The sequence below is a fragment of the Microbacterium sp. MYb66 genome (genome assembly GCF_002979435.1).
In the GTDB taxonomy this organism is placed as follows: domain Bacteria; phylum Actinomycetota; class Actinomycetes; order Actinomycetales; family Microbacteriaceae; genus Microbacterium.
The window spans coordinates 511,570-534,266 of sequence record NZ_PCOV01000001.1; the positions used below are offsets into that span (position 1 = coordinate 511,570).

The window sequence follows — 22,697 nt, forward strand, 5'->3', positions numbered from 1 at the left end:
CCCGATGACTTCACGGTCATCGGAGACGACACGACCGAGTGTGTTCTGGCCGCTTGCGGCCTTGGTGATCCCTCCGGTCTCCCTGATCGCGAAGATCCGCGTCTCCGGCGGCGAGAAGCTCCCGAAGGAGGGGTCGTTCATCCTCGCCCCGAATCACTACTCGGAGTTCGATCCGCTCATCGTGGCCGTCGCCGTGTGGCGGATCGGCCGTGCGCCGCGGTTCATGGCCAAGGAGAGCCTGTTCAAGGTTCCGGTCCTCGGATGGTTCCTCCGTCGCACGGGGATGATCCCGGTGGCACGCACGTCGTCTGCGGCGTCTGCACGGCAGACGATGAAGCAGTCGGAGGAGCTGGTCGAGCACGGACGCGGGGTGATCGTGTATCCCGAAGGCACGCTCACCCGGGACCCCGAGCTGTGGCCCATGCGCGGCAAGTCCGGTGCCGTGCGGCTGGCCCTCGCCGACGGCATCCCGCTGATCCCGATGGCGCAGTGGGGCACGCAGGAGATCATGGGTCGGTATCAGAAGGGGCTCAGCCTCTGGCCCCTGCGCAAACCGGTGAGAGTACTCGTCGGCGACCCCGTCGATGTGTCCGACCTGCGCGGTCGTGCGGGTGAGCCCGCTGCGCTCAACGAGGCGACGAGCCGGCTGATGAACGCGATCACCGCGCTCCTCGAGGAGCTGCGCCAGGAGAAGGCCCCTGCGGAGCGATGGAACCCCGCGAGCCATGGCCAGAAGGAGACCGGTCGCCTTGACTCCTAAGAGAACCGTTCCGGTGGGTCCGCGGGCCACGGTCATCGGCTCCGGCAGCTGGGGAACGACCTTCGGAAAGATCCTCGCCGACGGCGGCGCCCAGGTGACGATGTGGGCGCGTCGAGCCGAGCTCGCGCAGGAGATCAACGAGGCGAAGCGCAACTCCCGCTATCTGCCCGGTATCAACCTGCCGCGCACGATGGCAGCGACGCACGAGCTCGCGACATCGCTGGACGGTGTCGAGCAGGTCTACCTGTCGGTTCCCAGCCAGTCGCTCCGCGAGAATCTCAAGGCTCTTCGGCCGCTCCTCGCCGACAGCGACGCGAAGGTCATCAGCCTGATGAAGGGCGTCGAACGCGGCACCGGGCTGCGCATGAGCCAGGTGATCCAGCAGGAACTGCGCTGCGATCCCGATCGTATCGCCGTGGCATCCGGCCCGAACCTGGCCCTCGAGATCGCCCGCGAGCAACCGACAGCCGCGGTGATCTCCTCCCGCAGCCGGGAGACTGCCGAGATCGTCGCACGCGCGGCGCGGAACAGCTACTTCCGCACCTTCGTGAACACGGACGTGATCGGCACCGAGTTCGGCGGGGTGCTCAAGAACCTCATCGCGGTCGCCATCGGCATCGTCGACGGCGTCGGCTACGGCGAGAACACGAAGGCCTCGATCATCACTCGCGGCCTCGTCGAGATGACGGACTTCGCAGTGGCGAACGGCGCGCATCCGGAGACGCTCCAGGGGCTCGCAGGGCTCGGGGACCTCATCGCCACCTGTCAGTCGCCGCTGAGCCGCAACAACACGGCAGGGCGCCTTCTCGGCCAGGGGTACAGCTTCCAGGACGTCGTGAAGCAGATGCAGCAGACGGCGGAGGGCCTCGCCTCCGTCGCTCCGATCCTGCAGCTCGCGCGCGAGGCCGAGGTGGACATGCCCATCGTCGAGCAGGTGAAGATGGTGCTCGACGGCAAGATGGATCCGCGTGACATCGCACCCCACCTGACGACGGACGACGACACCCCGCAGGGTGAGAGGACCAACCATGGACAAGCAGACGGTGGTGGTGCTCTTCGGCGGGCGCTCCAGCGAGCATTCGATCAGTTCCGCAACGGCGGGGGGCGTCCTGGGAGCGATTGATCGCGACCGCTACGCCGTGATCCCTGTGGGGATCACCCGGGAGGGTGCTTTCGTGCTGGAGGACGACGACCCCGCGAAGTTCCCCCTGGACGCCGCGCACCTCCCCGAGGTGACCGACAACGGAACCCGCATCCTGTGGCCGGAGCCCGGAGGCGATCGCACGCTGCGGGTCGTGCAGGTCGACGGCACCATCGAGGGTCTCGGCGAGATCGACGTCGTGCTGCCGATCCTGCACGGCCCGCACGGCGAGGACGGCACGATCCAGGGCTACTTCGACACCCTCGAAGTACCCTATGCCGGCGGCGGAGTCCTCGACTCGGCCCTCTGCATGGACAAGCACTTCATGAAGATCGCGCTTCAGGCGGCGGGCATCTCGGTCGCACCGTGGGCGACCGTGCGTCGCAGGGACTGGGATCAGGATGCGGCGCAGGTGCGCGCCCGCGCTGCGGCGCTGGGGCTGCCGCTGTTCGTGAAGCCGGCGCGCGCCGGATCGAGCGTCGGCGTCTCCAAGGTGGAAGCGCTGGACGAGCTCGATGCCGCGCTGGAGGTCGCCTTCGCCGAGGACGACAAGGTGCTGATCGAGACCGGAGTGAGCGGTCGCGAGATCGAGGTGGCCGTGCTCGAGAGCGCGGACGGAATCCGTGCCTCGCTCCCCGGCGAGATCGTGCTCACATCCCGCGGCTTCTACGACTTCGAGGGCAAGTACCTCGGGGGCGACGGTGTGGACGTCGTCTGCCCTGCCGAGGTGAGCGACGCGGAATTGGCGGCGATCCAGGAAGCGGGCGTCCGCGCGTTCGAGGCGGTCGATGGTCGCGGCCTCGCACGCGTTGACATGTTCCTGACACCGTCCGGAGACCTCGTGGTGAACGAGCTGAACACGATGCCCGGATTCACACCGATCTCGATGTTCCCGAAGTGCTGGGTGGCGTCCGGCCTGAGCTACGGCGACCTGATCACCGAGCTCGTCGAAGCCGGTCTCCGTCGCTGACGGCGGTTTCCCCGCGGGTGTCAGCTCGCGGGGAACTCGACGCGATCGGTGCACTTCGCGGTCGCCGGGGCGAGACCGGACTGGATGCTCGACGAGATCGTGTCGACGATCGACTGGAAATCGATCTGCTCTCCGCGGCGGATGTTCACCTCGACGGCGGGGTCGCGCCCGTAGGTGACCAGTCGCTGTCTCTCCTCCTCCTGCTCGAGGACCAGCCAGTCCACGCCGCCCAGGGTGGTGCACACCAGGGCCGACGGAGCCGGGGGCTCGACGCCGCAGCGCAGGACGACGGTGGGGTCACCCCACGCGCCGGTCGCCTGAGCATCCGTCCACACCCGGTCGAAGCCGCCGACCGTCTCCGGCAGCAGCACCGACACGTCGGCGCACGCAGGATTGTTCGCATCGTCGGCCGGTTCGAGGTGCACGGTCGTCGAGCAGCCGGCGAGGAGTGCGGTGAGTGCCACCGCGCCCGCGAGGGCAGCGAGGCGACGGGAACGGGGCATGCTTCCAGGCTACCTTTGACAGCATGCCCTCCCGACCCGAAGCCGACGATCCGCGCCTGGGCGATGTCTCCGAAGGACGCATCCTCCAGGCGATCCTGACCCGTACTGCTCCGGCGGCGCACGCGCTCATCGGTCCTGGCGATGACGCGGCTGTCATCGCCACCCCGTCGGGATCCGTCGTGGCGACCACCGACACCCTCGTGCACGGCCCGGACTTCCGGCTCGCCTGGTCCAGTGGATACGACCTCGGGTGGAAGGCCGCGGCGGTCAATCTCGCGGACATCGCGGCGATGGGAGCTCGTCCGACCGCGCTGCTGGTCGCGCTGGCCGTGCCGCGCGACCTGAGACTCTCCTTCGTGGAGCGACTCGCCGACGGCTTCCGCGACGCGTGTGCGGCTCTCGCGCCCGGGTGCGCCGTCGTCGGCGGTGATCTCACGGTCTCCGACGTCCTCACGGTCGCCGTGACCGCCCTCGGCGATCTGGAGGGACGTGACGCGGTGACGCGAAGCGGCGCCCGTCCGGGAGACGTCATCGCGGTGGCGGGGGAGCTGGGACTCGCCGCGCACGGACTCGCTGTGCTGTTCGGCCGCTTCCGCGACGGCGATGTGCCCGTCCCGGTCGACCCGTCGAAGCTCGCGGCGGGGGAGAGCGCGGCACTCGCCGCGCAGCTGCGTCCCTCGCCGCCCATCGGTCTCGGCGCGGTGGCGGCGACGGGCGGAGCCACCGCGATGATGGACATCTCGGATGGCCTCGCGCTGGACGCACGCCGAATGGCGGCCGCGTCCGGCGTCACCATCGCCCTGCGACGTTCGGCGCTGGGAAGCGTTCCGGAGCGTGCGCTCGGCGGCGGAGAAGACCACGCTCTGCTGGCAGCGTTCCCCGAGGGCGTCCTGCCTCCGGGCTTCCGGGTGATCGGCGACGTGCGTGCGCTCGGCGGGGAGGAACTGCTCTGCGACGACCTCCCGGTCGACATCACCGGATGGGACCCCTATCGGGACTGGGACTCCGTCTCGGGCTGATCGTCCGGTACGGGGTTCGCCTCCTCCGCGGCGGGTTCGGCCCACCACAGGGTGGTGTCGCCGTAAGACTTCTCGCGGAACAGCTCCAGGCCCGCGGCGTCGAAGTCCGGCGGAGTCGATCGGCGCGCGCGCTCGACGATGACGAGGGCATCCGGGGTCAGGAGCGGAGCGAGCGCGACCAGATCGGCGGTCATCGCGGCGTCATCCAGGTCGTACGGCGGATCGGTGAAGACGAGGTCGAACGGGCCTATCGCACGCTGCAGAAACGTGTGGACGGCGCCCTCGTGCACCCGGCCGGCGGGCACACCGCCTGCCTTGGCGACGACGGCGGCGTTGCGCCGGACGATCGCCGCGGCCTGGCGTCCGCGCTCGACGAACTCGGCACTCTCCGCGCCCCGGCTGAGGGATTCGAGGCCGAGCGCTCCCGACCCGGCGTACAGGTCGAGGACTCTGGCGCCGGAGATGGCGCTGAGGGACTCGAGCGCTGCGAAGAGGGATTCCCGCACCCGGTCGCTGGTCGGTCGTGTTCCCGCACCCGGCACCTCGAGTCGGGCGCCCCTGGCGCTGCCTGCGATGATCCTCGTCACCCGTTCACGATACGACAGCGCGGGTGCCTGTCGTGTCGGTCGTGTTCCCTAGACTCGGAGCATGTCGCTCACGCTCGATTCCTCGCTGGAGGATGCGCTCGGTGCGGCGTCTGCCAAGACGCTCGGACGAGCGTTCGGCATGCTCAGCGTGGGCGATCTGCTGGCCCACTATCCGCGGCGGTACGCCGATCCGGGGGAACTCACCCCGATTCGCGACCTTCCCCTCGGAGAGACGGTGACGATCGTCGCCGAGGTCCTCTCCTCCAGCTTCCGCCGCATGCGCAATCGTCCTGGCGCCATGGTCGACGTGGTGATCGGGGACGGCGTCGGTCGGATGTCGCTGACCTTCTTCGCCAAGAACGTCGGTGCTGCCGAGTGGCGATCGAAAGACCTCGCGGTGGGGAGACGGGGTGTCTTCTCGGGCAAGGTCGGCGAGTTCAACGGCATGACCCAGTTCGCCCACCCGGAGTACGAGCTGTTCGACGACGAAGATGCCGCCCGGCGGAGCGCTGACGCCCGAGCGGCCGTTCCGATCCCGATCTATCCCGCGACCTCTGCCATCCAGACATGGCAGATAGCCAGGCTGGTCGGTCGGGTGCTGGACGACCTCTCCGAGGCGCCCGACCCGCTGACGCCGGAGATCCGCGAGAGCGAAGAACTGCTCACGGCGCGGGAGGCGCTGGAGCTCATCCACCGCCCACGCACCCGCAACGACATCGACCCCGCTGTGCGGACTCTGCGGATGCATGAGGCGCTGACGCTGCAGACGGCCCTGCTCCAGCAGCGGGATGCCGTCCGCTCCCTCTCGGCCACTTCTCGACCCGCTCGCGCCGGAGGACTGCTCGAGCGTTTCGACGCCTCGCTTCCGTATACGCTGACGCCCGATCAGGAGACGGTCGGGCAGGAGATCGCGACCGACCTGGTAGGAGCGTGGCCGATGAACCGGCTCGTGCAGGGCGAGGTGGGTTCCGGTAAGACCCTGGTCGCTCTCCGCGCGATGCTGCAGGTCGCCGAGAGCGGCGGACAGGCGGCCTTGATCGCACCGACCGAAGTCCTCGCGGGTCAGCATCTGCGGTCGATCGCGAAGATGCTCGGTCCCGATCTCGCGCCCTTGCTGATGCCGACCCTCCTCACCGGTCAGCTCCCGGCCGCGGAGCGCCGTAAGGCCGCACTGCGGGTCGCGTCAGGGCAGGCGCTCATCGTGGTCGGAACGCATGCGCTGTTGGGCGAGAAGACGACCTTCGCCGACCTCGGTCTCGTCGTCGTGGACGAGCAGCACCGATTCGGTGTGGAGCAGCGCGAGGCCCTGCGCGCGAAGGGATCGAGTCCGCACGCGCTGGTGCTGACGGCCACTCCGATCCCGCGGACGGTGGCGATGACGGTGTTCGGCGACCTCGACACATCCGTGATCCGCACGATGCCCGCCGGTCGGGCAGGGATCGAGTCGTTCGTGGCGCCCCTCTCCGAGCATCCGGGGTGGTTCAACCGTGTCTGGGAGCGCGCCGCCGAGGAGATCGCGCAGGGCCGTCAGGTCTTCGCCGTGTGCGCAGCCATCGACACGGCGAAGAAGACGGCAGAAGCGGGGGAGCCGTCGTCGCCGGCGCCGGAGGGCGGGAACGGGCCCCGCTGGGGCGTCGTGCAGCTCGACGAGGCACTCGCCTCCCATCCCACACTCGGCGGATTGCGGCGTGCCGTGCTGCACGGGCGGATGCCCTCGGAGGAGAAAGACGCGGTGATGCAGTCGTTCGCCCGCGGCGACATCGATCTCCTTCTCGCGACCACGGTGATCGAGGTCGGTGTCGACGTGCCCAATGCCTCGACGATGATCGTGCTCGACGCCGACCGCTTCGGGGTCTCGCAGCTTCACCAGCTTCGCGGTCGTGTCGGGCGAGGGGGTGTTCCCGGGCTGTGCCTGCTGGTCACCGAAGCAGAGGCGGGCTCGCTCGCGCGCGATCGCGTCGATGCGGTCGCTGCGACTCTCGACGGCTTCGCCCTCGCGGAGGTCGACCTGGAGCTGCGCGGAGAGGGCGACGTGCTCGGTGCCGCACAGGCCGGAGTCCGGTCCTCGCTCAAGCTCCTGCGTGTGGTCAAGGATGCGGGGCTCATCACGCGGGCCCGAGAAGTGGCCGAAGGCATCCTCGCCACCGACCCCGACCTGGCCGGACACCCCGGGTTGCGTGAGGCGATCGGCAGACGGGTGAGCGATGAGGATCGGGCGGCGCTCGCGAAGAACTGACGCTGCTCCGGTGTGCCCTAGGCTGGAGCCATGAGCAGCCGGATCGCCGTCGTCCCGGGTTCCTTCGATCCGCCTACCCTGGGTCACCTCGATGTGATCCGTCGTGCGGCAGCCCTGTACGACGAGTTGCACGTGCTGATCGTGCACAACCCGGGCAAGGAAGCGATGCTGCCGATCGCTCAGCGGCTGTCCCTCCTGGAGCGTTCGATCGCGGAAGACGGCATGCCGGGCAACATCGTGATCGGCTCGTGGAGCATGGGCCTTCTCGTCGACTATGCGCGCGACGTGAACGCCGGCGTGCTCGTCAAGGGCATCCGGTCGCAGATCGACGTCGCCTACGAGTCGCCGATGGCGATCGTCAACCGGCACCTGGCTGACATCGAGACCGTCTTCCTTCTTCCGGACCCCTCGCATGCGATGGTCTCGAGCTCTCTTGTGCGCCAGGTCGCTTCGCTCGGAGGCGATGTCTCGCCCTTCGTGCCCCCGGCGGTGGCGGACTTCCTCGACACCGGCTCCCGGGGTATCTGAGCCCTCGGCCGGCAGGCGCGGTCAGCGCGACCTCAGGCTGCGCCCGGTAACATGGCAGTGTGCGCTCTCGAATGAACGGTCCTTTCGTGCTCCCCGTCCGTGACATCGTCCGGCGTCCGGGGGAGATGCGGGAACACGAGTTCAACGTCGCCCTTGCGGAGGCGTGGGGTGAGGGGATCGTGTCGTACGAGGCCGGCTCCGAGATCGACCTCGATGTGCGGCTGGAGTCGGTCCACGAGGGCATTCTGGTGTCGGGAACGGCAGACGCGGAGTACGTCGGAGTGTGCGGCAGATGCCTGATCGACATCGCTCGGCCCGTCGAAGTCGAGTTCCAGGAGCTTTTCGCGTATCCTGGTGAGGAAGAAACTGACTTCGAGGTTCAAGACGACCACGTGGATCTTGAAACTCTCGTCAGGGATGCGGCCGTATTGGCGCTTCCTTTTCAGCCGGTGTGTCAGCCGGATTGCCCGGGTCTCGACCCGCAAACGGGTGAACGGCTGACCGTGAGCACCGGAACGGAGCAGGCCGCTCCCATCGATCCTCGATGGAGCGCGCTCCAGAACATCACAGACCAAGACGGCACGGAAGAATCTCGTGCCGCCGAGAAAGAAGAGAGCTAGTCATGGCTGGTAACCCCCCGAAGCGCAAGGTATCCCGTTCGAACACCCGCTCGCGCCGCGCGCAGTGGAAGGCGGCGCCCGTCGCGCTCGTCAAGACGATCGAGAACGGCCAGGTCGTCTACAGCCGCCCTCACCAGGCGAAGGTCGTCACCGACTCGCAGGGCACCGAGCTCTTCCTCGAGTACAAGGGCCGCAAGGTCGCCGACGTCTGAGTCGCGTACCGTGACGGAGGTCCCCGGGGGGACGAGACCTCTCCCAGATAAGCTCCGCGTCGATATCGACGCGGAGCTTCTGGAGTTGGCGCTCACCCACCGCTCCTACGCCTACGAGCACGGTGGTATTCCGCACAACGAGCGGCTCGAGTTCCTCGGGGACTCGGTTCTCGGACAGGCCGTCACGGTGATGCTCTTCACCACTCATCCCGACCTCGACGAGGGCGAGCTGGCGAAGCGGCGTGCGAGCGTCGTCTCCACCGTCGCGCTTGCAGAGGTGGCGAGGGGTATCGATCTCGGAAGTCACCTGCTGCTCGGTCGTGGTGAAGAGCAGACCGGCGGTCGCGATAAAGACTCGATCCTGGCCGACACGATGGAAGCCGTCATCGGTGCCACGTACCTCTCGGTCGGCCCTGAGGCCGCCACGGAGCTCGTCCTTCGTCTGACGAAGCCGTTGCTGGCGGACCCGGAGCGCTACGGCGCGGCGATGGATCCCAAGACGAGCCTTCAGGAGCTCGCTGCTCGTGTCGGTGCCACCCCTCCGCAGTATTCGGTGGAGGCGAGCGGGCCTGACCATGACCGGCGTTTCCTCGCCACCGTCACGGTGGGCGACGTGAGTATGACCGGTGCGGGCAGCAGCAAGAAGACCGCGGAGATGGCGGCGGCCCTCAGCGCCTGGCGCACCCTCAGCGAGCGTGCCTGAGCTTCCTGAGGTCGAGGTCGTTCGCGCGGGCCTCGCACCGGCCGCGGTCGGATCGCTCATCACGTCGGTGAGCGTCTTCGACGAGCGCGCGCTCACCCGGCATGTCGCCGGGGCCGCGGACTTCGTCGGCCGGCTCGAGGGCCGAACCTTCACCGCCGCTTCCCGCCGCGGCAAGTTCCTCTGGCTCCCGCTCGATGATGAGGATTCCGCGTTGATCGCGCACCTCGGTATGAGCGGTCAGATGCTGTTGCGTACTCCTAATGCCGACGCGGAACGCCACGAGCGGATCCGCATCGGCATCGAGCATCCTGTGCACGGGGAACTCGCGATCGTGTTCGCGGATCAGCGCACGTTCGGCTCGCTCGCCGTCGATGCGCTGCTCGACGACGACGGATCGCGGATACCCACCCAGGTCGCGCATATCGCCCGCGATCCCCTCGATCCCTCCTTCGATGACCGCGCCTTCCGTGTCGCGCTCGCGCGGCGGAGAAGCGCGGTCAAGCGTGTTCTCCTCGATCAGGGCGTCGTGAGCGGGATCGGCAACATCTACGCCGACGAGTCCCTCTGGGCTGCGCGCATCCACCCGGAGACCCCCTCCGATCGTCTGTCGACGCAGGCTGTACGCCGACTGCTCGCCGAGGTGCGGCTCGTGCTCGCGAAGGCCCTCGCAGAAGGGGGGACCAGCTTCGACGCGCAGTACGTCAACGTCAACGGTCAGGCCGGATACTTCGCGCACTCTCTCCATGCCTACGGCCAGCAGGGCACGCCCTGTGCCCGGTGCGGAACTCCGATCGTGCGCGAGCAGTTCATGAACCGCGGCTCGCACTTCTGCCCGCGTTGCCAGCGGCCGCGGAGATAGCGCGGCTACTCGCGGGAGACCGAGGCGGTCATGTGCTGGCCGGTCCGAGGGAGGGCCGTGACGTGGGCCGGGCCGTCATCGAGGGTGATGCCGGTGAAGGTCATCGGCAGGCCCTGGGCAGTCCATGGTGAGACGCGGTCCATGAGTTGAGCGTGGACGTGAGGTTCGCTGCTGTTGCCGGAGTTCCCGCAACGAGCGATCTGCTCACCGGCGCGCACGGTCGCACCGACCGTCACTGCGAGCGAGCCTCGCTGCAGATGCGCCACCGTCGCGTACTCACCGTTCGCGCCGCGAATGGTGACGTGGTTTCCCAGGATGAACCCCGGGCCGCCGAGCTCGCGCACCGCTCCTTCGATCACCATGTAGACGAGAGCGAGCCCGCCCGATCGGGCCCGGTGGTCTCGCCTCCAGTCCGTCGCGCGCACGACCGTGCCATCGATCATCGCGCGCACCGGCTGCCCGAAAGCGGGGTAGTCGCGCGCCCGGCGCATCACCGGGCCGTCGCCGAACGCCGGACGTCGGGTGTCGACCGGCTCATGCACGAGGTCGATGGCGAACGCCTGACCATAGAGGCGGATCCCGTGGCTGGGCACCTTCGTGGCCGGGCTGTTCATGCCGAGCCACCGGCCGGACACCGGGGAGGCCAGCGTCGCGGGGTGCCGGGTGGGGATCAGGCGGGGACCGACGAAGACCAGCAGCACACTCACGGCGAGCACCCCGAGCGCGATGACGGCGATCACGCCGCGCCCTTGACGGGCGCCGTCCCCGAGCGGGATTCCGCTGGTGACGGCCACGGCGATCAACGCGAGCGCTGCGACGGCGTATGCAGGGCCACGCACGCGATAGGCGGAGAGGAGAGCGCGCTTCATCGTTCGGCTCCGAGCATGCACACCAGCAGCGGCACGATACGTGCGGCCGGCACCTCGTAGCTTCCCCGTCCGCTCTGGCGTACCCACCCTGCCGATACGAGCTGGCGCAGGTGGTGATGCAGCTGACCGGTCGTTCCGAGTCCTTCGATGGCAGCCAGCTCCGACGTGGCGCTGGTCCCCGCAACGATGTGACGCAGCAGCTCGAGGCGGACGGGGTGTCCGAGTGCGGCGAAGACGGCCGTGCGGTCCGCCCAGGTCGTCTCGAGCTGTCCCGCGGTCCCGACGGTCTGCTGCCACGACACCGGCGCCCCCGTCGGAAGCGTCAGCGAGCCGACCAGCATGACCGCGCCCTCGACGGTGGATTCGTCGTCGGGGCGTCGGGTCACCAACCCGTTCAAGGCCCAGAAGCCTCCTTCGTCGAGGGCAGCGCTGCGGGATCCGCGGCGTGTCTCTTCCAGCGCTGCCACCCTCTCCGTCAGGGCGAGCAGCTCTTCACGGAGGTGTGAGATCTCATCGGTCATGGTCGAATAATACGGTAGTACGTATTATCGGACCACGCGACGGATCACGCTGTCTGGAAGGAGCGTTGCAGCAGCGGGCGGGTGGCCCATGTGGTGGCCCACACCACGCCGATCCCGATCGAGACGACGGATGCGATGGTCAGCAAAGACACCGGTGCCGTGATCAGGGCGATGCCGACCAGCGGGAACACCAGAATCGCCGCCACCAGCGCTGACCCGATCGCCGTCACCAAGAGCGGAGACATGATCGCACGGCGTCGGGCGCGGTCCACGGTCTCGAGGGGCACTCCCAGGTGATGCAGACTGCGGTGCAGCTCGCTCTGATCGAGCACCTCTGATGCCTGGTTGACCCCGACGGACGCCGCCACCATGAGGAATGAGCCGATGAGGGTGATGATGAGGCCGGTTCGGATGTCGTCCGCCAGTGCGATGTCCGATGCTGCGGCGTCGGGCGTGCTCATCACGTTCAGCAGCGCGACCCCGGTGCCGGCGAAGACGGCCATGAAGCTCGCCATCGCGATGCCACCCACCTGCCGCCAGGCCGCCTTGGGGGAGTCCAGAACGATGCGGGCGGCGAGCAGGCGTTCCGGTCGCTCGGCCCTGCGGAGCTGGCGCGATGCCGAGACCTTGAGCACCCAGGGTCCGACCATGTTCAACACGGCCAGCGCCGCACCGAACAGTCCGGCGAGGACGACGATCGTCAGCACGACTCCGCCGACCGAAGGGAACACCTTGATCAGCACGAAGGCGATCGCGATGGCACCTGCGGCGAGCACGGCTCGAATCCAGTGCACCTTCGGAACATCGGCGCGAGTGCGCACGCCGAGGGGGGACACCACGACGCGACGAAGACCGATGACGGCGCTGGTGGCCGCGAGCGCGAGCACAGCGGTGAAGACGACCGCAGTCTGCAGGGGAGGAAGAACGACGGCCGCGAAGCCGAGTGCTTCACCTCGGAACGGGATCAGGCCGATCAGCGGGCTGATGGCGACGTGGCCGATGACGCCGGCGATCGCGCCGACAGCGGCGACGAGGGCCGACTCCGCGACGGTGGCAGCCGTGACACCTGCCGGTGACACGCCGAGTAGACGGAGGGTGGAGAGTCGCTCATCACGTCGGCGCGCGGAGAGCCGCGCCGCCGCGCCGCCGAGGGACATCAGCGGCACGACCAGCAGCACGAGGGCGACGGCTGCGAGCGCCTGGTAGAGAGGCGCATACTCGTCGGTCCAGCCCCAGAAGGACTGCGCGCCACCGACGACCGTGAGGACCAGCGTCGTCACGACGCCGAAGGCGACGACGGGCAGCGCGAGAACGCTGTTCTGTCCGGGGGCCGGTCGCAGAAGGAGGGCCAGGACGCTGCGGTTCATGCGGCCACCGCCGAGGAGATGATGCGTCCGTCGCGCACGGCGATCGTGCGCGTGCAGCGTGCCGCGACGTCGGGGTCGTGTGTGACCACCACGAGCGTGCGTCCCTGTCCGGTCGTCGACCAGAGGAGGGCGTCCATGACCTCGGAGGAGGTGGTCGAGTCGAGGGCACCCGTCGGCTCGTCGGCGAACACCAGTTCCGCGCCGGTCGCCTGAGCGCGGGCGATCGCGACGCGCTGGGCCTGCCCACCGGAGAGTTCGCCGATCCGACGGTCTTCCATCCCGGCGAGTCCGAGCGCGGCAAGCCACGATGCCGCGTGCTGCACGGCGTCCTGGCGCCGGATGCCGTTGATCATCGAGGCGAGGGCCACGTTCTCCACGGCTGTGAGCTCGGGGATCAGCAGTCCCTGCTGGAAGACGAAGCCGAATCGCTCCCGACGCAGGCGGGAACGGGCGGATTCGCCGAGGCCGGTGATCTCGATCGGGGCGCCTTCGGCAGGGCGGAAGACGACGGTCCCGGCATCGGGCGCGGTGATTCCGGCCAGGACGTGCAGGAGGGTCGTCTTTCCTGAGCCGGATGCTCCCATGATCGCGACAGACTCCCCGCGATGGATGGCGAGGTCGACGCCGGCGAGTGCGCGCGTCGACCCGAAGTTCTTGGTGAGGGCATGGGCTTCGATCACGGGGATGTTCATGATTCCAGCCTCGTCATCCGGCCGCCCGGTGTCGTCGGCCAGGCGGATGACGGGTGCGGACCCGAGGTCATCCCCGAGAATGAGATCGGGTCCGCCTTCGTCAGATCTTCTTCTGCCACGCCCCCGCATACGACACGGGGCGGAAGCCGATCGCCTCGTTGATGTCGAGCATGGGCCGGTTCTCCTCGGCGTTGAAGGTGGAGACGACGGTCGAGCGGGGCATCAGCTCGCGCCACCGCAGGAGGTTCGCGCACTTGACGATCGTGCCGAGCCGGTGCCCGCGGTGGTGCTTCGACACGAGGGTTCCGAACTGGTGGGTGACGCCGGTGCGATCCGCCGCGATCAGCAGCTCGTTGTAGGCCACCAGCACTCCGGTCGGCACGTGCTCCACGGCGACCACCGAGACGGCCTGACCGGCGCCGAGAAGCCTCGCCTCGCGGCGCACGACGCGCTCGGCATCCCAGCTCTCCTCCGGGAAGTCCATGTCGCCGCTGGGAGCATCCGTCGAAAGGCGCGCGAGCACGGCTGCAAAGCCTTCTCGGCGTTCGGGCGGCGTGGGCATGTTCCATGCGATGATCCGATAGTCGGGGCCGGCGAACACGGTCGCCTCCTCGAGAGCGGTGCGAAGCGGGGTGGGGTCAGCACGCAGGTCGTACTCGCTGTTGCGCTCGACCTGCTCGAGGACGAAACCGTTCGCCGCGGCCAGATCGGACAGCGGGGTCGCGGGGATACGACCCCAGCCGGTGCGCGGAACGAGCATCCGGTCGCTCTCCACCGGCCGGTGCAAGCTCCAGATCTGCAGGATGCTCCGTCCGCGTGCGCGCGCCTCCACCTCGGCGCGGGCCAGAAGAGCGTCTTCGATACCGCGACCCCAGTGCGCCTCCGGCACCAGCAGGTCGATCTCGGCGGCGCGCGCATCGGTCTCCTGGGCGAGGGAGACGGTGACCATCCCCACGATGTCGTCGCCGGCACGAGCGACGAATCCGAGGTCGAGTGAGTCGGTCTGATCCTGCCAGTCCGGCAGCATCTGCACGGCATCCGGCGCGAGGTCGGGGAGCCCGACCTGCTCGTCGCAGACGCGCCGGTTGAGTTCTCCGTATGCGCGGAAGTCCGCGGCGTCGTCGTCGTCCAGGGAGACCGGCACGATAAGCGGGGTGATCGTCGGTTCGGTGGTCGTCATGTCATTTCCTTCGTGCGGGCGTGCATGTTGCGCGACTCCTTCTGCGGAGTCGCCGGGGAACGGAGGGAGAAAGATCCCGGTGTGGACAGGGTTGCCACCCCGGACCCGTCCGCGGGCGAGGCGTGCGGGTCCGGAGGGGCTGGCGGTGCCACGCATGATCGGCGGAATGTCAGCGCATCCCGCGCTGCATGTCGTACGTCAGCAGTGCGTACGACTCCGCAGCGGAGCGGTGACGCTGTTCGCCGAGCAGAAGCAGGTCTGCCGGATCGATGTACAGGCCGCGGCGGTGCCGCTGCGGACGCTGCGCCCTCTGGAACAGCCAGAGACCGAACCGGAGGGAGAGACGGTCTGCGAGCGCGAGGCGGCGCAGTTCGTCGGGGCGGGGGATCTGGAGGACCTCGCGGTCCTCGATATCGGGCGGGTGGGTGGTGCTGCGAGACAGCGTGTCGTTCACGACGGTTCCTTCGAAAGGGTGGTGGGTGTGGATCCGGACGCACCTCGCGTCGACTGCGGGAGCAGTGGAGGAGGGTGCGGAAGGATGCGGCGCATCGGCTCCGCGGAGTGCGGCGCCGAGGGCGGCGGGATATCCATGAAACTGCGAGCGCAGATCAGAGGGTGGGGCGCGGATGAGCGGAGCCGAGACGGTCCACTACCGGTCCGGATTCTCGGTGTGCGGCTCTACGAGAGCGCGCTGATGCGGACGCCGGCGGTTACCGAGAACGCAGAGCGCGGCGCGAGATGCGCGGGCGCGGCGAGGCGAGTGGCCTGTGCGGTGAGCTGAGTCATAATCATCGGTAACCTCCTTTCGTGTGGCGATCCGGAGGAAACCGTAGCGAACGGATGAGGCCGACGTCAAGCATCGCCGTCGCATACCGGCGTGTCGCTGCGCCGGCGGGTTCGACGCTCGTCCGCGCGGGATGACGGTTGTCGCCCGGGATTCCGGTAGCGTAGCCGCGTGATTCTCCCCGGACGAGCGGTGCCCGCATGCATCTGAAGAGCCTGACGCTCAAAGGGTTCAAGTCGTTCGCGCAGCCGACGAGCTTCGTGTTCGAACCCGGCGTCACCTGCATCGTCGGGCCCAACGGATCCGGCAAGTCGAATGTCGTCGACGCGCTCGCCTGGGTCATGGGTGAGCAGGGCGCGAAGACTTTGCGCGGCGGCAAGATGGAGGATGTCATCTTCGCCGGCACGTCGACGCGCGGCCCGCTCGGGCGCGCCGAGGTGCAGCTCACGATCGACAACGCCGACGGTGCACTGCCGATCGAGTACGCCGAGGTGACGATCAGCCGCACGCTCTTCCGCAACGGCTCCAGCGAGTATGCGATCAACGGCGAGGGATGCCGACTCCTGGATGTGCAGGAACTCCTCAGCGATTCGGGCCTGGGGCGCGAGATGCACGTCATCGTCGGTCAGGGGCGTCTGGATACCGTCCTGCAGGCATCACCCGAGGACCGTCGCGGATTCATCGAGGAGGCAGCCGGAATCCTCAAGCATCGGCGGCGCAAGGAGAAGACGCTCCGCAAGCTCGATGCGATGGAGACCAACCTCACGCGCCTCAGCGACCTGGCCGGGGAGATCCGACGTCAGTTGAAGCCCCTGGGACGTCAGGCCGAGATCGCGCGCGAAGCGCAGACCATCGCCGCCGTCGTCAGAGACGCCAAGGCGCGCATCTTCGCCGACGATGTCGTCGCCCTGCGGGCGGCGCTCGCTGATCACACGCGCACCGAGAACGAACGCCATACGGAGCGGCTCGTGCTCTCGGACCAAGCCGAGACGGTGCGTGCGAACATCGCTCGGCTCGAGCAGGATCAGAACTCGGTGGCCGTGGACCGCGCGCGAAGCGTCGCATTCGCACTGGAGCAGGTGCAGGAGCGGATGCGCGGTCTGTACACGCTCGCCAATCAGCGCCTCGCGCTCCTCGGCTCCGAGGACGACGACGCGGCAGTGACCTCGGTGACCGTCACGCAGAGCACCATCGATGAGGCGAAGGACGAGATCGACGTGATCTCGGCGGGCCTGGGCGATGCGCAGGATGCGGCCGCGTCGGCGAGCCGCGAGGTGGTCCACGCCCGCGCCGAACTGGACACCCTCGACGTGGACATCGCCGAGCAGAGCGCGCTGGTCTCGGAGTACGACATGCGGCTGTCGGCACTGCGCGGAACAGCGGATGCGGCCGCCTCGGCCCTCGCTGCGGTGCGGGGTGCGGTGCTCCGACAGGAGAACGCACTCGAAGCCGCGCACGCGCGCAGGCGAGAGGCCACCGAAGCGCTCGAGGCGATCGAAGACGCCGAAGCGCCCGAAGGCACCGCCGTCGAGCACGCGGCCGCGTACGACAGCGCTCAGCGAGCCGCCTCGGCAGCGGAGGCGGAGCGAGAGGCGCTGCGCGAACGTCTGCACGCCGCGGAGCGCGAGGTCGACTCGTTGACCGCGAAGGCCGCTGCGCTGAGCAGCGCCCTCGCCTTGTCCGGTGGTGCGGCCGAGATCGTGAAAACCGGCGGCCAGGGCGTGCGAGGCCTCGTCGGCGACGCCGTGCAGGTGCGCGCCGGCTATGAGGCCGCCATCGCGGCCGTCCTCGGCCCCCTCGCCGAGGGCGTGCTCATCGACACCGCGGCCGACGCGTTCAGGTTGGCAGCCGAATCCGCGGAGCAGCACAGGGGAATCGTCGACTTCGTCGTCGCCGATGCGCGACGCCCCGAACCCGTCCGCTCTCCGATCGAGGGGATCACACCCGCTGTCGAGACCGTGACCGCCCCCGATGGCGTGCTCGGCGTGCTCTCGCACGTCCTGATCGCGGACGACCTGGATGCTGCCCGGAAGGCGCGAATCGCCCTGGATGCCGCGGGGGACACCTCGACGACCATCGTCACCGTCGGAGGAGACGTGGTCACGGCGCAGACGCTACGGACCGGCTCCGGGGGAGAGCGCTCGCGTCTGGAGCTGGCGGCCGAGCGGGACGCGGCGGCCGAGCGGCTCGCCGAGATCCAGATCGTCGTCGACTCCCTCCGCGAAGCCCGCGAGGACGCGAACGAGGCAGTCGAGACCACGAGACGCCAGGCCAAAGACGCGCTGCGGGCGCTCCGTGAGCACGATGCCGCCCTCGCGACGCATGCGGAGCAGGTGAACCGCGTCACGGTGCGCCATGAGTCCGCCGTTGCCGAGTGCGAGCGGCTCGAGGCGGGGCTCGCACAGGCACAGGCCGCCGTGTCCGACGCCGAGACCAAGGCGCAGACCGCGAAGGCCGCGCTGGACGATGCGATCGCGGCTCCGCGCCCGGTGCTCGACGCCTCCGCCCGGGACGGTCTTCTCGAAGCGCTCGAGCTCGCCCGGGAGGGTGAGGTCCGCGCGAGGCTCGAGATCGAGACGCTCCGGGAGCGCGTCCGCGCGGCCCAGGCCAGGGTCGTGAGTCTCGAACGTCAGCGGGAGCACGAGCGGGATGCGGCGGCGGAGGCGGCTCGGAGAGCCGTGATCCGTCGTGCGCAGCGCGAGGCCGCATCCGGAGTCGCGGCTGAGCTTCCGCGCATCCTCGACTCGCTCGACCGGTCCGTCACCGAGGCGCGGGTTGTTCTCGGAGAAGCGGAGTCAGCACGGTCGGCTCAGAACGAGGAGCTCGTCGGCCTCCGAGCGCAGGAGACCTCCCTGCGGGAGCGCCTGGCCGGACTCACCGAGAGTGTGCACGGACTCGAACTGCAGATTCACGAGAAGAAGCTGCACCTGAACAGCCTGCTCGAGCGGGTGTCCTCCGAGTTGGCGCTGGATGAAGATATTCTCGTTGCGGAATATGGTCCCGACCAGCTGGTTCCTCGTGATCCGGGGGTGGAGCCCGATGGCGACGAGGTGCTCGAGGACACAGCCATTCCCTTTGACCGACGCATTCAACAGCGTCGGCTCGCCGAGGCGGAGCGCAAGCTGGCGCAACTGGGGCGGGTGAATCCGTTGGCGCTCGAGGAGTTCGCCGCACTCGAGCAGCGCCATGCGTTCCTCACCGAGCAGCTCGCGGATCTCACGCAGACCCGGCAGGACCTCCTGACGATCATCACCGACCTCGACGAGCGGATGCAGACGATCTTCGCCAGCGCTTTCGAAGACACGAGAGAGGCGTTCGGTCAGGTCTTCCCCCTCCTGTTCCCCGGAGGTACCGGGAGCATCTCGCTCACCGACCCCGACAACATGCTCACGACCGGCATCGAGGTCTCGGTACGGCCGGTCGGCAAGAAGATCGAGCGACTTTCGCTGCTGTCCGGCGGTGAGCGTTCGCTCGCTGCCGTGGCACTGCTCGTGGCGATCTTCAAGGCGCGTCCGAGCCCGTTCTACATCCTCGACGAGGTCGAGGCGGCGCTCGACGACGCGAACCTGGGCCGCCTTCTGACCGTGTTCGAGCAGCTACGGGAGAGCTCGCAGCTGCTGATCATCACGCACCAGAAGCGCACGATGGAGATCGCCGATGCCCTCTACGGCGTGTCGATGCGTCAGGACGGCGTCTCCGCCGTCGTCGGTCAGCGCGTCGGAGACCGGGCGGCCGCCGCGGTCTGACCTGCCCCAGCGCTCTGACGGGTTCCGAATCCGGTGGGCGACGACGCGCGGAGGAACGCCGCCGGCGATATCGAACCCCGTCACGCTGCCCGACGGCGCAGCCCCGTCGGCATGGCGGCGGCAGGGGAGCATGTCTGGTCCACCGACATCGCCCGAGGTAGCCTCTTTCGGGTCGACGGCGATCTGCATGTCAGCCCCGTGGCGAGCGGATCCGTGGGTGTACCGCCGCTCGCCGTCGGAAGCGGGTTTCTGCCCGCGCTACCCGTAGGCTGGAGTGATGGCGGAGAAGTCCTGGTCCCTCGGTCGCGCACTGCGCGGCATGTTCGTCAAGCCCACCATCGACGAGACGACCTGGGAGGACCTGGAGACCGCGCTCATCACGGCCGACTTCGGCCCCGACATCAGCGAGCGCGTCGTCGACGAGCTGCGCGCGAAGGTCGAGAAGTACCGCACGACGGATCCCAAAGATCTCCAGCGGATGCTCCGGGAGACGCTCGAAGAGCACTTCGCGAAGTTCGACACCACGCTGAAGCTCACCGAGCGGCCCGCGGTCGTGCTCGTCGTCGGCGTCAACGGGGTCGGCAAGACGACCACGATCGGCAAGTTCACCAAGTTCCTCCGCGGCTATCAGCGCAGCGTCGTGGTCGGTGCGGCCGATACGTTCCGGGCAGCGGCCGTCGATCAGCTGGCGACGTGGGCGCAACGCGGAGGCGCGGCGATCGTACGCCCGCAGCAGGAAGGGCAGGACCCGGCATCCGTGGCGTTCCAGACCGTCGAGTACGCGAAGCGCGAGGGTATCGAGATCGCGATCATCGACACCGCCGGCCGCCTGCACACGAAGGGTGGGCTCATGGACGAGCTCTCCAAGATCCGCCGTGTGGTCGAGAAGCAGGCGCCGATCAGTGAGGTGCTGCTCGTCCTGGATGCCACAACGGGCCAGAACGGCGTGATGCAGGCCGAGGCCTTCCTCGAGCACGCGGGCGTCACCGGTCTGGTCCTCACCAAGCTCGACGGCTCCGCCAAGGGCGGGTTCGTGCTGGCGGTGCAGGAGCGCACCGGCATCCCGGTGAAGCTGCTCGGCCAGGGCGAAGGGATCGACGATCTCACCGGTTTCACCCCCCATGTGTTCGTCCAGTCGTTGGTCGGTTGATGACGGGACTACCGCAGTGAGCACGAGGCTGGTTTCATAGCGTTATGGCGATCGAACACGACTACTTCGGACTCCTGTCCTCGGGTCCCGACGGATCGATCTTCTGGTCGGAGACCGTGGAGCTCGGCGACCAGAGCGTCACCATCGATCTGACCGCGCCCGACCAGGACGACGTGTCCGCCGACGCGCTCGACATCGCCGCTTCCCTCATCGCCGGACTCGAGAGCGTCGATGACACCGCCCGTCGGGGAATGCTCTCCGAGGTCGACGATCGCACGAGCGAGGTGACCGAGTACATCCTCCAGCAGCAGGAGACCTACGGCGACGATCTGCCTGACGTGCTCGTGGATGTCTCGGGTGATTCGGCCGTGGACATCATCCGTTCGCTGCGCCTCATGAGCATGACGATCCTCGCCGACGAGCATGGTGGATCGGAGCCGTTCGCAGTGCTCGAGTACGCCCTCGATGACAGCTCGACGGATGAGGTGCTGCTCGTGAACCTCGGGTCGGACGGCAGCGTGCAGTCCGTCATGAGCGCCGACTGATCCGCCGCCGCTTCCGCAGGCGGAGCATCTCCGTCTCCACTCGCTCGATCGCTCAGACGGCCTGCGCGAACCCGAGATCAGCGCTCTCGGCGATGTGCGCGAGGTGGTCGGGGATCTCTCGTCCCTTGGACACCATCGACTGGGCCCACAGCCGACCTGCTCGGTAGGACGAGCGCACGAGGGGGCCGGCGAGGACTCCGAGGAAGCCGATGCGCTCCGCCTCCTCCTTGAACTCCACGAACTCCGCAGGCTTGACCCACCGTGCGACGGGGAGGTGGCGCGGCGACGGGCGGAGGTACTGGGTGATGGTGATGATGTCGCAGCCGGCGTCATGCAGGTCCTGAAGCGCCTGCACGACCTCCTCAGGCTCCTCTCCCATCCCGAGGATGAGGTTCGACTTCGTGATGAGTCCGGCAGTCCGTGCCTGGGTCAGGACGTCGAGCGAGCGCTCGTAGCGGAACGCCGGCCTGATCCTCTTGAAGATGCGCGGTACGGTCTCCACGTTGTGGGCGAAAACCTCCGGGCGCGCGTCGAAGATCTGCCCGAGGAACGCCGGATCGGCGTTGTGCTCATTCGCGAGCAGCTCGACCCCGGTGTTCGGGTTGAGTTCGTGGATCTTCCGCACCGTCTCGGCATTGAGCCACGCGCCGGTGTCGGGCAGATCATCACGCGCGACGCTCGTCACGGTGGCGTACCGAAGATTCATCCGCACGACGCTCTCGGCGACGCGACGCGGCTCATCCGTGTCGTAGGCGTCCGGCTTGCCTGTGTCGATCTGGCAGAAGTCGCACCGCCGTGTGCACTGCGAGCCGCCGATGAGGAAGGTCGCTTCCCGATCCTCCCAGCACTCGTAGATGTTGGGGCAGCCCGCTTCCTGGCAGACCGTGTGCAGATCTTCGCTCTTCACGAGGGAATGCAGTGCCGTGTACTCCGGCCCCATCTTCGCCTTCGTCTTGATCCACTCCGGCTTGCGCTCGATGGGAGTCTCGGCGTTCCGGATCTCGAGGCGGAGGAGCTTGCGTCCTTCGGGTGCGGCGGTCATGCGTGGGCTCCTGACAGTTCTGTTCCGGCGTATTCGGCGAGGAATGCCTCCGTGACCGCGTCGACGAGGTCGAGGGGGGAGACGGCGGATCCGCTGACCTCGCTCACGGTCGTGACGCCGGCATCCGTGATCCCGCACGGGATGATGCCGCGGAACCCGGCCAGCGAGTTGTCGCAGTTCACGGCGAACCCGTGCATGGTGACGCCCTGCTGCACGCGGACACCGATCGCAGCCACCTTGTCCTCGGACAGCGGGCGGCGCACCCATACTCCGCTTCGGCCCTCCACCTGATATCCCTCCACGCCGAACGGGTGCAGCACCTCGATCAGGAGGCGTTCCAGCCTCCGGACGTGAGCGACGACATCGATGGGCTCGACGAGCCGCACGATCGGATAGCCCACGAGCTGACCGGGACCGTGCCAGGTGATCTTGCCTCCACGATCGACATCGATCACGGGCGTGCCGTCCTGGGGGCGTTCGTGCGGTTCCGTCCGCTTGCCTGCCGTGTAGACGGCTTCGTGCTCCAGCAGGATCAGGGTGTCGGGACGGACGTGCTCGACGACGTCGGCGTGGATGCGGCGCTGCAGCTGCCATCCGTCGTCGTACGCCACGGGCGTGGGTGCGAACCCGGGTGTGAGGATCTCAAGCATCACGTGGCCACCT

23 protein-coding genes are annotated in these 22,697 nt (G+C 68.4%); 13 read left to right on the forward strand and 10 right to left on the reverse strand.

From position 1 onward, the window contains the following. Positions 1–4: 4 nt before the first annotated feature. Genes CQ045_RS02410 through CQ045_RS02420 form a run of 3 tightly spaced genes read left to right on the forward strand, consistent with a single transcriptional unit; the run spans position 5 to position 2,871 of the window. A complete protein-coding gene (locus CQ045_RS02410; protein ID WP_105721080.1) occupies positions 5–760 on the forward strand; it encodes a 1-acyl-sn-glycerol-3-phosphate acyltransferase in 756 nt (251 codons plus the stop codon). Continuing rightward, on the forward strand, positions 726–1,883 hold the full coding sequence (locus tag CQ045_RS02415; protein WP_374955004.1) for an NAD(P)H-dependent glycerol-3-phosphate dehydrogenase: 1,158 nt from the start codon (positions 726–728) through the stop codon (positions 1,881–1,883). The genes CQ045_RS02410 and CQ045_RS02415 overlap by 35 nt, the downstream gene beginning before the upstream one ends. Further along, positions 1,789–2,871 carry a D-alanine--D-alanine ligase family protein gene (locus CQ045_RS02420; protein ID WP_105721082.1) on the forward strand — a complete coding sequence of 361 codons (1,083 nt, stop codon included), beginning with the start codon at positions 1,789–1,791 and terminating at the stop codon, positions 2,869–2,871. The genes CQ045_RS02415 and CQ045_RS02420 overlap by 95 nt, the downstream gene beginning before the upstream one ends. 20 nt (positions 2,872–2,891) lie before the next feature. On the opposite strand, the gene CQ045_RS02425 is transcribed toward CQ045_RS02420, so the two are convergent. Further along, a complete protein-coding gene (locus tag CQ045_RS02425) occupies positions 2,892–3,374 on the reverse strand; it encodes a DUF3515 domain-containing protein (protein ID WP_105721083.1) in 483 nt (160 codons plus the stop codon). Positions 3,375–3,397: 23 nt separating this feature from the next. On the opposite strand from CQ045_RS02425, the gene thiL reads away from it, so the two are divergent. Continuing rightward, the gene (thiL, locus tag CQ045_RS02430) at positions 3,398–4,393 is read left to right on the forward strand and encodes a thiamine-phosphate kinase (protein WP_105721084.1); all 996 of its coding nucleotides are present in this window, start codon (positions 3,398–3,400) and stop codon (positions 4,391–4,393) included. Here the strand turns inward: thiL and rsmD are convergent. Then, positions 4,363–4,980: a 16S rRNA (guanine(966)-N(2))-methyltransferase RsmD gene (gene rsmD / locus CQ045_RS02435; RefSeq protein WP_105721085.1), complete on the reverse strand. Its 618-nt coding sequence runs from the start codon at positions 4,978–4,980 to the stop codon at positions 4,363–4,365. The genes thiL and rsmD overlap by 31 nt on opposite strands. A gap of 61 nt (positions 4,981–5,041) precedes the next feature. On the opposite strand from rsmD, the gene CQ045_RS02440 reads away from it, so the two are divergent. From CQ045_RS02440 to mutM, 6 genes are all read left to right on the forward strand, one after another. Next, complete coding sequence (locus tag CQ045_RS02440; RefSeq protein WP_105721086.1) at positions 5,042–7,216, forward strand: ATP-dependent DNA helicase RecG; 2,175 nt, start codon at positions 5,042–5,044, stop codon at positions 7,214–7,216. 30 nt (positions 7,217–7,246) lie between these two features. Continuing rightward, complete coding sequence (coaD, locus tag CQ045_RS02445; RefSeq protein WP_105721087.1) at positions 7,247–7,744, forward strand: pantetheine-phosphate adenylyltransferase; 498 nt, start codon at positions 7,247–7,249, stop codon at positions 7,742–7,744. A gap of 71 nt (positions 7,745–7,815) precedes the next feature. Beyond that, a complete protein-coding gene (locus tag CQ045_RS02450; RefSeq protein WP_105721088.1) occupies positions 7,816–8,364 on the forward strand; it encodes a DUF177 domain-containing protein in 549 nt (182 codons plus the stop codon). A gap of 2 nt (positions 8,365–8,366) precedes the next feature. After that, complete coding sequence (rpmF, locus tag CQ045_RS02455; protein ID WP_017830754.1) at positions 8,367–8,576, forward strand: 50S ribosomal protein L32; 210 nt, start codon at positions 8,367–8,369, stop codon at positions 8,574–8,576. Positions 8,577–8,586: 10 nt separating this feature from the next. Further along, a complete protein-coding gene (gene rnc, locus CQ045_RS02460) occupies positions 8,587–9,279 on the forward strand; it encodes a ribonuclease III (RefSeq protein WP_105721089.1) in 693 nt (230 codons plus the stop codon). Further along, on the forward strand, positions 9,272–10,138 hold the full coding sequence (mutM, locus tag CQ045_RS02465; protein ID WP_105721090.1) for a bifunctional DNA-formamidopyrimidine glycosylase/DNA-(apurinic or apyrimidinic site) lyase: 867 nt from the start codon (positions 9,272–9,274) through the stop codon (positions 10,136–10,138). Before rnc ends, mutM begins: the two co-directional genes overlap by 8 nt. A 5-nt stretch (positions 10,139–10,143) precedes the next feature. On the opposite strand, the gene CQ045_RS02470 is transcribed toward mutM, so the two are convergent. The 6 genes from CQ045_RS02470 to CQ045_RS02495 all read right to left on the reverse strand — a co-directional run bounded on the left by CQ045_RS02470 (position 10,144) and on the right by CQ045_RS02495 (position 15,221). Continuing rightward, a complete protein-coding gene (locus CQ045_RS02470) occupies positions 10,144–11,007 on the reverse strand; it encodes a M23 family metallopeptidase (RefSeq protein ID WP_105721091.1) in 864 nt (287 codons plus the stop codon). Beyond that, entirely contained in the window at positions 11,004–11,528 is a 525-nt protein-coding gene (locus CQ045_RS02475) for a helix-turn-helix transcriptional regulator (protein WP_105721092.1), read from the reverse strand. The genes CQ045_RS02470 and CQ045_RS02475 overlap by 4 nt, the downstream gene beginning before the upstream one ends. Positions 11,529–11,572: 44 nt before the next feature. Then, positions 11,573–12,895, reverse strand: coding sequence for an FtsX-like permease family protein (locus CQ045_RS02480; protein WP_105721093.1), 1,323 nt, complete (start codon positions 12,893–12,895; stop codon positions 11,573–11,575). Beyond that, positions 12,892–13,587, reverse strand: a complete 696-nt coding sequence (locus tag CQ045_RS02485; protein ID WP_105721094.1) for an ABC transporter ATP-binding protein — start codon at positions 13,585–13,587, stop codon at positions 12,892–12,894. Before CQ045_RS02485 ends, CQ045_RS02480 begins: the two co-directional genes overlap by 4 nt. Positions 13,588–13,687: 100 nt before the next feature. Then, positions 13,688–14,767 carry a GNAT family N-acetyltransferase gene (locus tag CQ045_RS02490; protein ID WP_105721095.1) on the reverse strand — a complete coding sequence of 360 codons (1,080 nt, stop codon included), beginning with the start codon at positions 14,765–14,767 and terminating at the stop codon, positions 13,688–13,690. A 169-nt stretch (positions 14,768–14,936) separates the two neighbouring features. Next, complete coding sequence (locus CQ045_RS02495) at positions 14,937–15,221, reverse strand: hypothetical protein (RefSeq protein WP_105721096.1); 285 nt, start codon at positions 15,219–15,221, stop codon at positions 14,937–14,939. Between the two features lie 530 nt (positions 15,222–15,751). Between CQ045_RS02495 and smc the strand changes: the two genes are divergently transcribed. The 3 genes from smc (at position 15,752) to CQ045_RS02510 (ending at position 20,992) form a co-directional block, all read left to right on the forward strand. Next, positions 15,752–19,297, forward strand: a complete 3,546-nt coding sequence (smc, locus tag CQ045_RS02500; RefSeq protein ID WP_105721097.1) for a chromosome segregation protein SMC — start codon at positions 15,752–15,754, stop codon at positions 19,295–19,297. 277 nt (positions 19,298–19,574) lie between these two features. Further along, complete coding sequence (gene ftsY / locus CQ045_RS02505; protein WP_105668328.1) at positions 19,575–20,447, forward strand: signal recognition particle-docking protein FtsY; 873 nt, start codon at positions 19,575–19,577, stop codon at positions 20,445–20,447. Between the two features lie 44 nt (positions 20,448–20,491). Continuing rightward, entirely contained in the window at positions 20,492–20,992 is a 501-nt protein-coding gene (locus tag CQ045_RS02510; protein WP_105721098.1) for a DUF2004 domain-containing protein, read from the forward strand. A 52-nt stretch (positions 20,993–21,044) separates the two neighbouring features. Here the strand turns inward: CQ045_RS02510 and lipA are convergent, their stop codons facing one another. Continuing rightward, on the reverse strand, positions 21,045–22,034 hold the full coding sequence (gene lipA, locus CQ045_RS02515; protein ID WP_105721099.1) for a lipoyl synthase: 990 nt from the start codon (positions 22,032–22,034) through the stop codon (positions 21,045–21,047). Then, positions 22,031–22,684 (reverse strand): lipoyl(octanoyl) transferase LipB, encoded by a 654-nt coding sequence (gene lipB, locus CQ045_RS02520; protein ID WP_105721100.1) that lies wholly within the window; start codon positions 22,682–22,684, stop codon positions 22,031–22,033. The genes lipA and lipB overlap by 4 nt, the downstream gene beginning before the upstream one ends. Positions 22,685–22,697 lie beyond the last annotated feature (13 nt).

Bases quoted from the DNA above. Each gene is read 5' to 3' on its own strand.
- CQ045_RS02490 (WP_105721095.1), bottom strand. From the start codon at position 14,767: ATGACGACCACCGAACCGACGATCACCCCGCTTATCGTGCCGGTCTCC.
- CQ045_RS02420 (WP_105721082.1), top strand. From the start codon at position 1,789: ATGGACAAGCAGACGGTGGTGGTGCTCTTCGGCGGGCGCTCCAGCGAG.
- smc (WP_105721097.1), top strand. From the start codon at position 15,752: ATGCATCTGAAGAGCCTGACGCTCAAAGGGTTCAAGTCGTTCGCGCAG.
- CQ045_RS02475 (WP_105721092.1), bottom strand. From the start codon at position 11,528: ATGACCGATGAGATCTCACACCTCCGTGAAGAGCTGCTCGCCCTGACG.
- CQ045_RS02410 (WP_105721080.1), top strand. From the start codon at position 5: ATGACTTCACGGTCATCGGAGACGACACGACCGAGTGTGTTCTGGCCG.
- CQ045_RS02450 (WP_105721088.1), top strand. From the start codon at position 7,816: ATGAACGGTCCTTTCGTGCTCCCCGTCCGTGACATCGTCCGGCGTCCG.
- CQ045_RS02470 (WP_105721091.1), bottom strand. From the start codon at position 11,007: ATGAAGCGCGCTCTCCTCTCCGCCTATCGCGTGCGTGGCCCTGCATAC.
- CQ045_RS02425 (WP_105721083.1), bottom strand. From the start codon at position 3,374: ATGCCCCGTTCCCGTCGCCTCGCTGCCCTCGCGGGCGCGGTGGCACTC.
- CQ045_RS02480 (WP_105721093.1), bottom strand. From the start codon at position 12,895: ATGAACCGCAGCGTCCTGGCCCTCCTTCTGCGACCGGCCCCCGGACAG.
- coaD (WP_105721087.1), top strand. From the start codon at position 7,247: ATGAGCAGCCGGATCGCCGTCGTCCCGGGTTCCTTCGATCCGCCTACC.
- lipB (WP_105721100.1), bottom strand. From the start codon at position 22,684: ATGCTTGAGATCCTCACACCCGGGTTCGCACCCACGCCCGTGGCGTAC.
- ftsY (WP_105668328.1), top strand. From the start codon at position 19,575: ATGGCGGAGAAGTCCTGGTCCCTCGGTCGCGCACTGCGCGGCATGTTC.
- CQ045_RS02510 (WP_105721098.1), top strand. From the start codon at position 20,492: ATGGCGATCGAACACGACTACTTCGGACTCCTGTCCTCGGGTCCCGAC.
- CQ045_RS02415 (WP_374955004.1), top strand. From the start codon at position 726: ATGGCCAGAAGGAGACCGGTCGCCTTGACTCCTAAGAGAACCGTTCCG.
- CQ045_RS02440 (WP_105721086.1), top strand. From the start codon at position 5,042: ATGTCGCTCACGCTCGATTCCTCGCTGGAGGATGCGCTCGGTGCGGCG.
- rpmF (WP_017830754.1), top strand. From the start codon at position 8,367: ATGGCTGGTAACCCCCCGAAGCGCAAGGTATCCCGTTCGAACACCCGC.
- CQ045_RS02485 (WP_105721094.1), bottom strand. From the start codon at position 13,587: ATGAACATCCCCGTGATCGAAGCCCATGCCCTCACCAAGAACTTCGGG.
- lipA (WP_105721099.1), bottom strand. From the start codon at position 22,034: ATGACCGCCGCACCCGAAGGACGCAAGCTCCTCCGCCTCGAGATCCGG.
- thiL (WP_105721084.1), top strand. From the start codon at position 3,398: ATGCCCTCCCGACCCGAAGCCGACGATCCGCGCCTGGGCGATGTCTCC.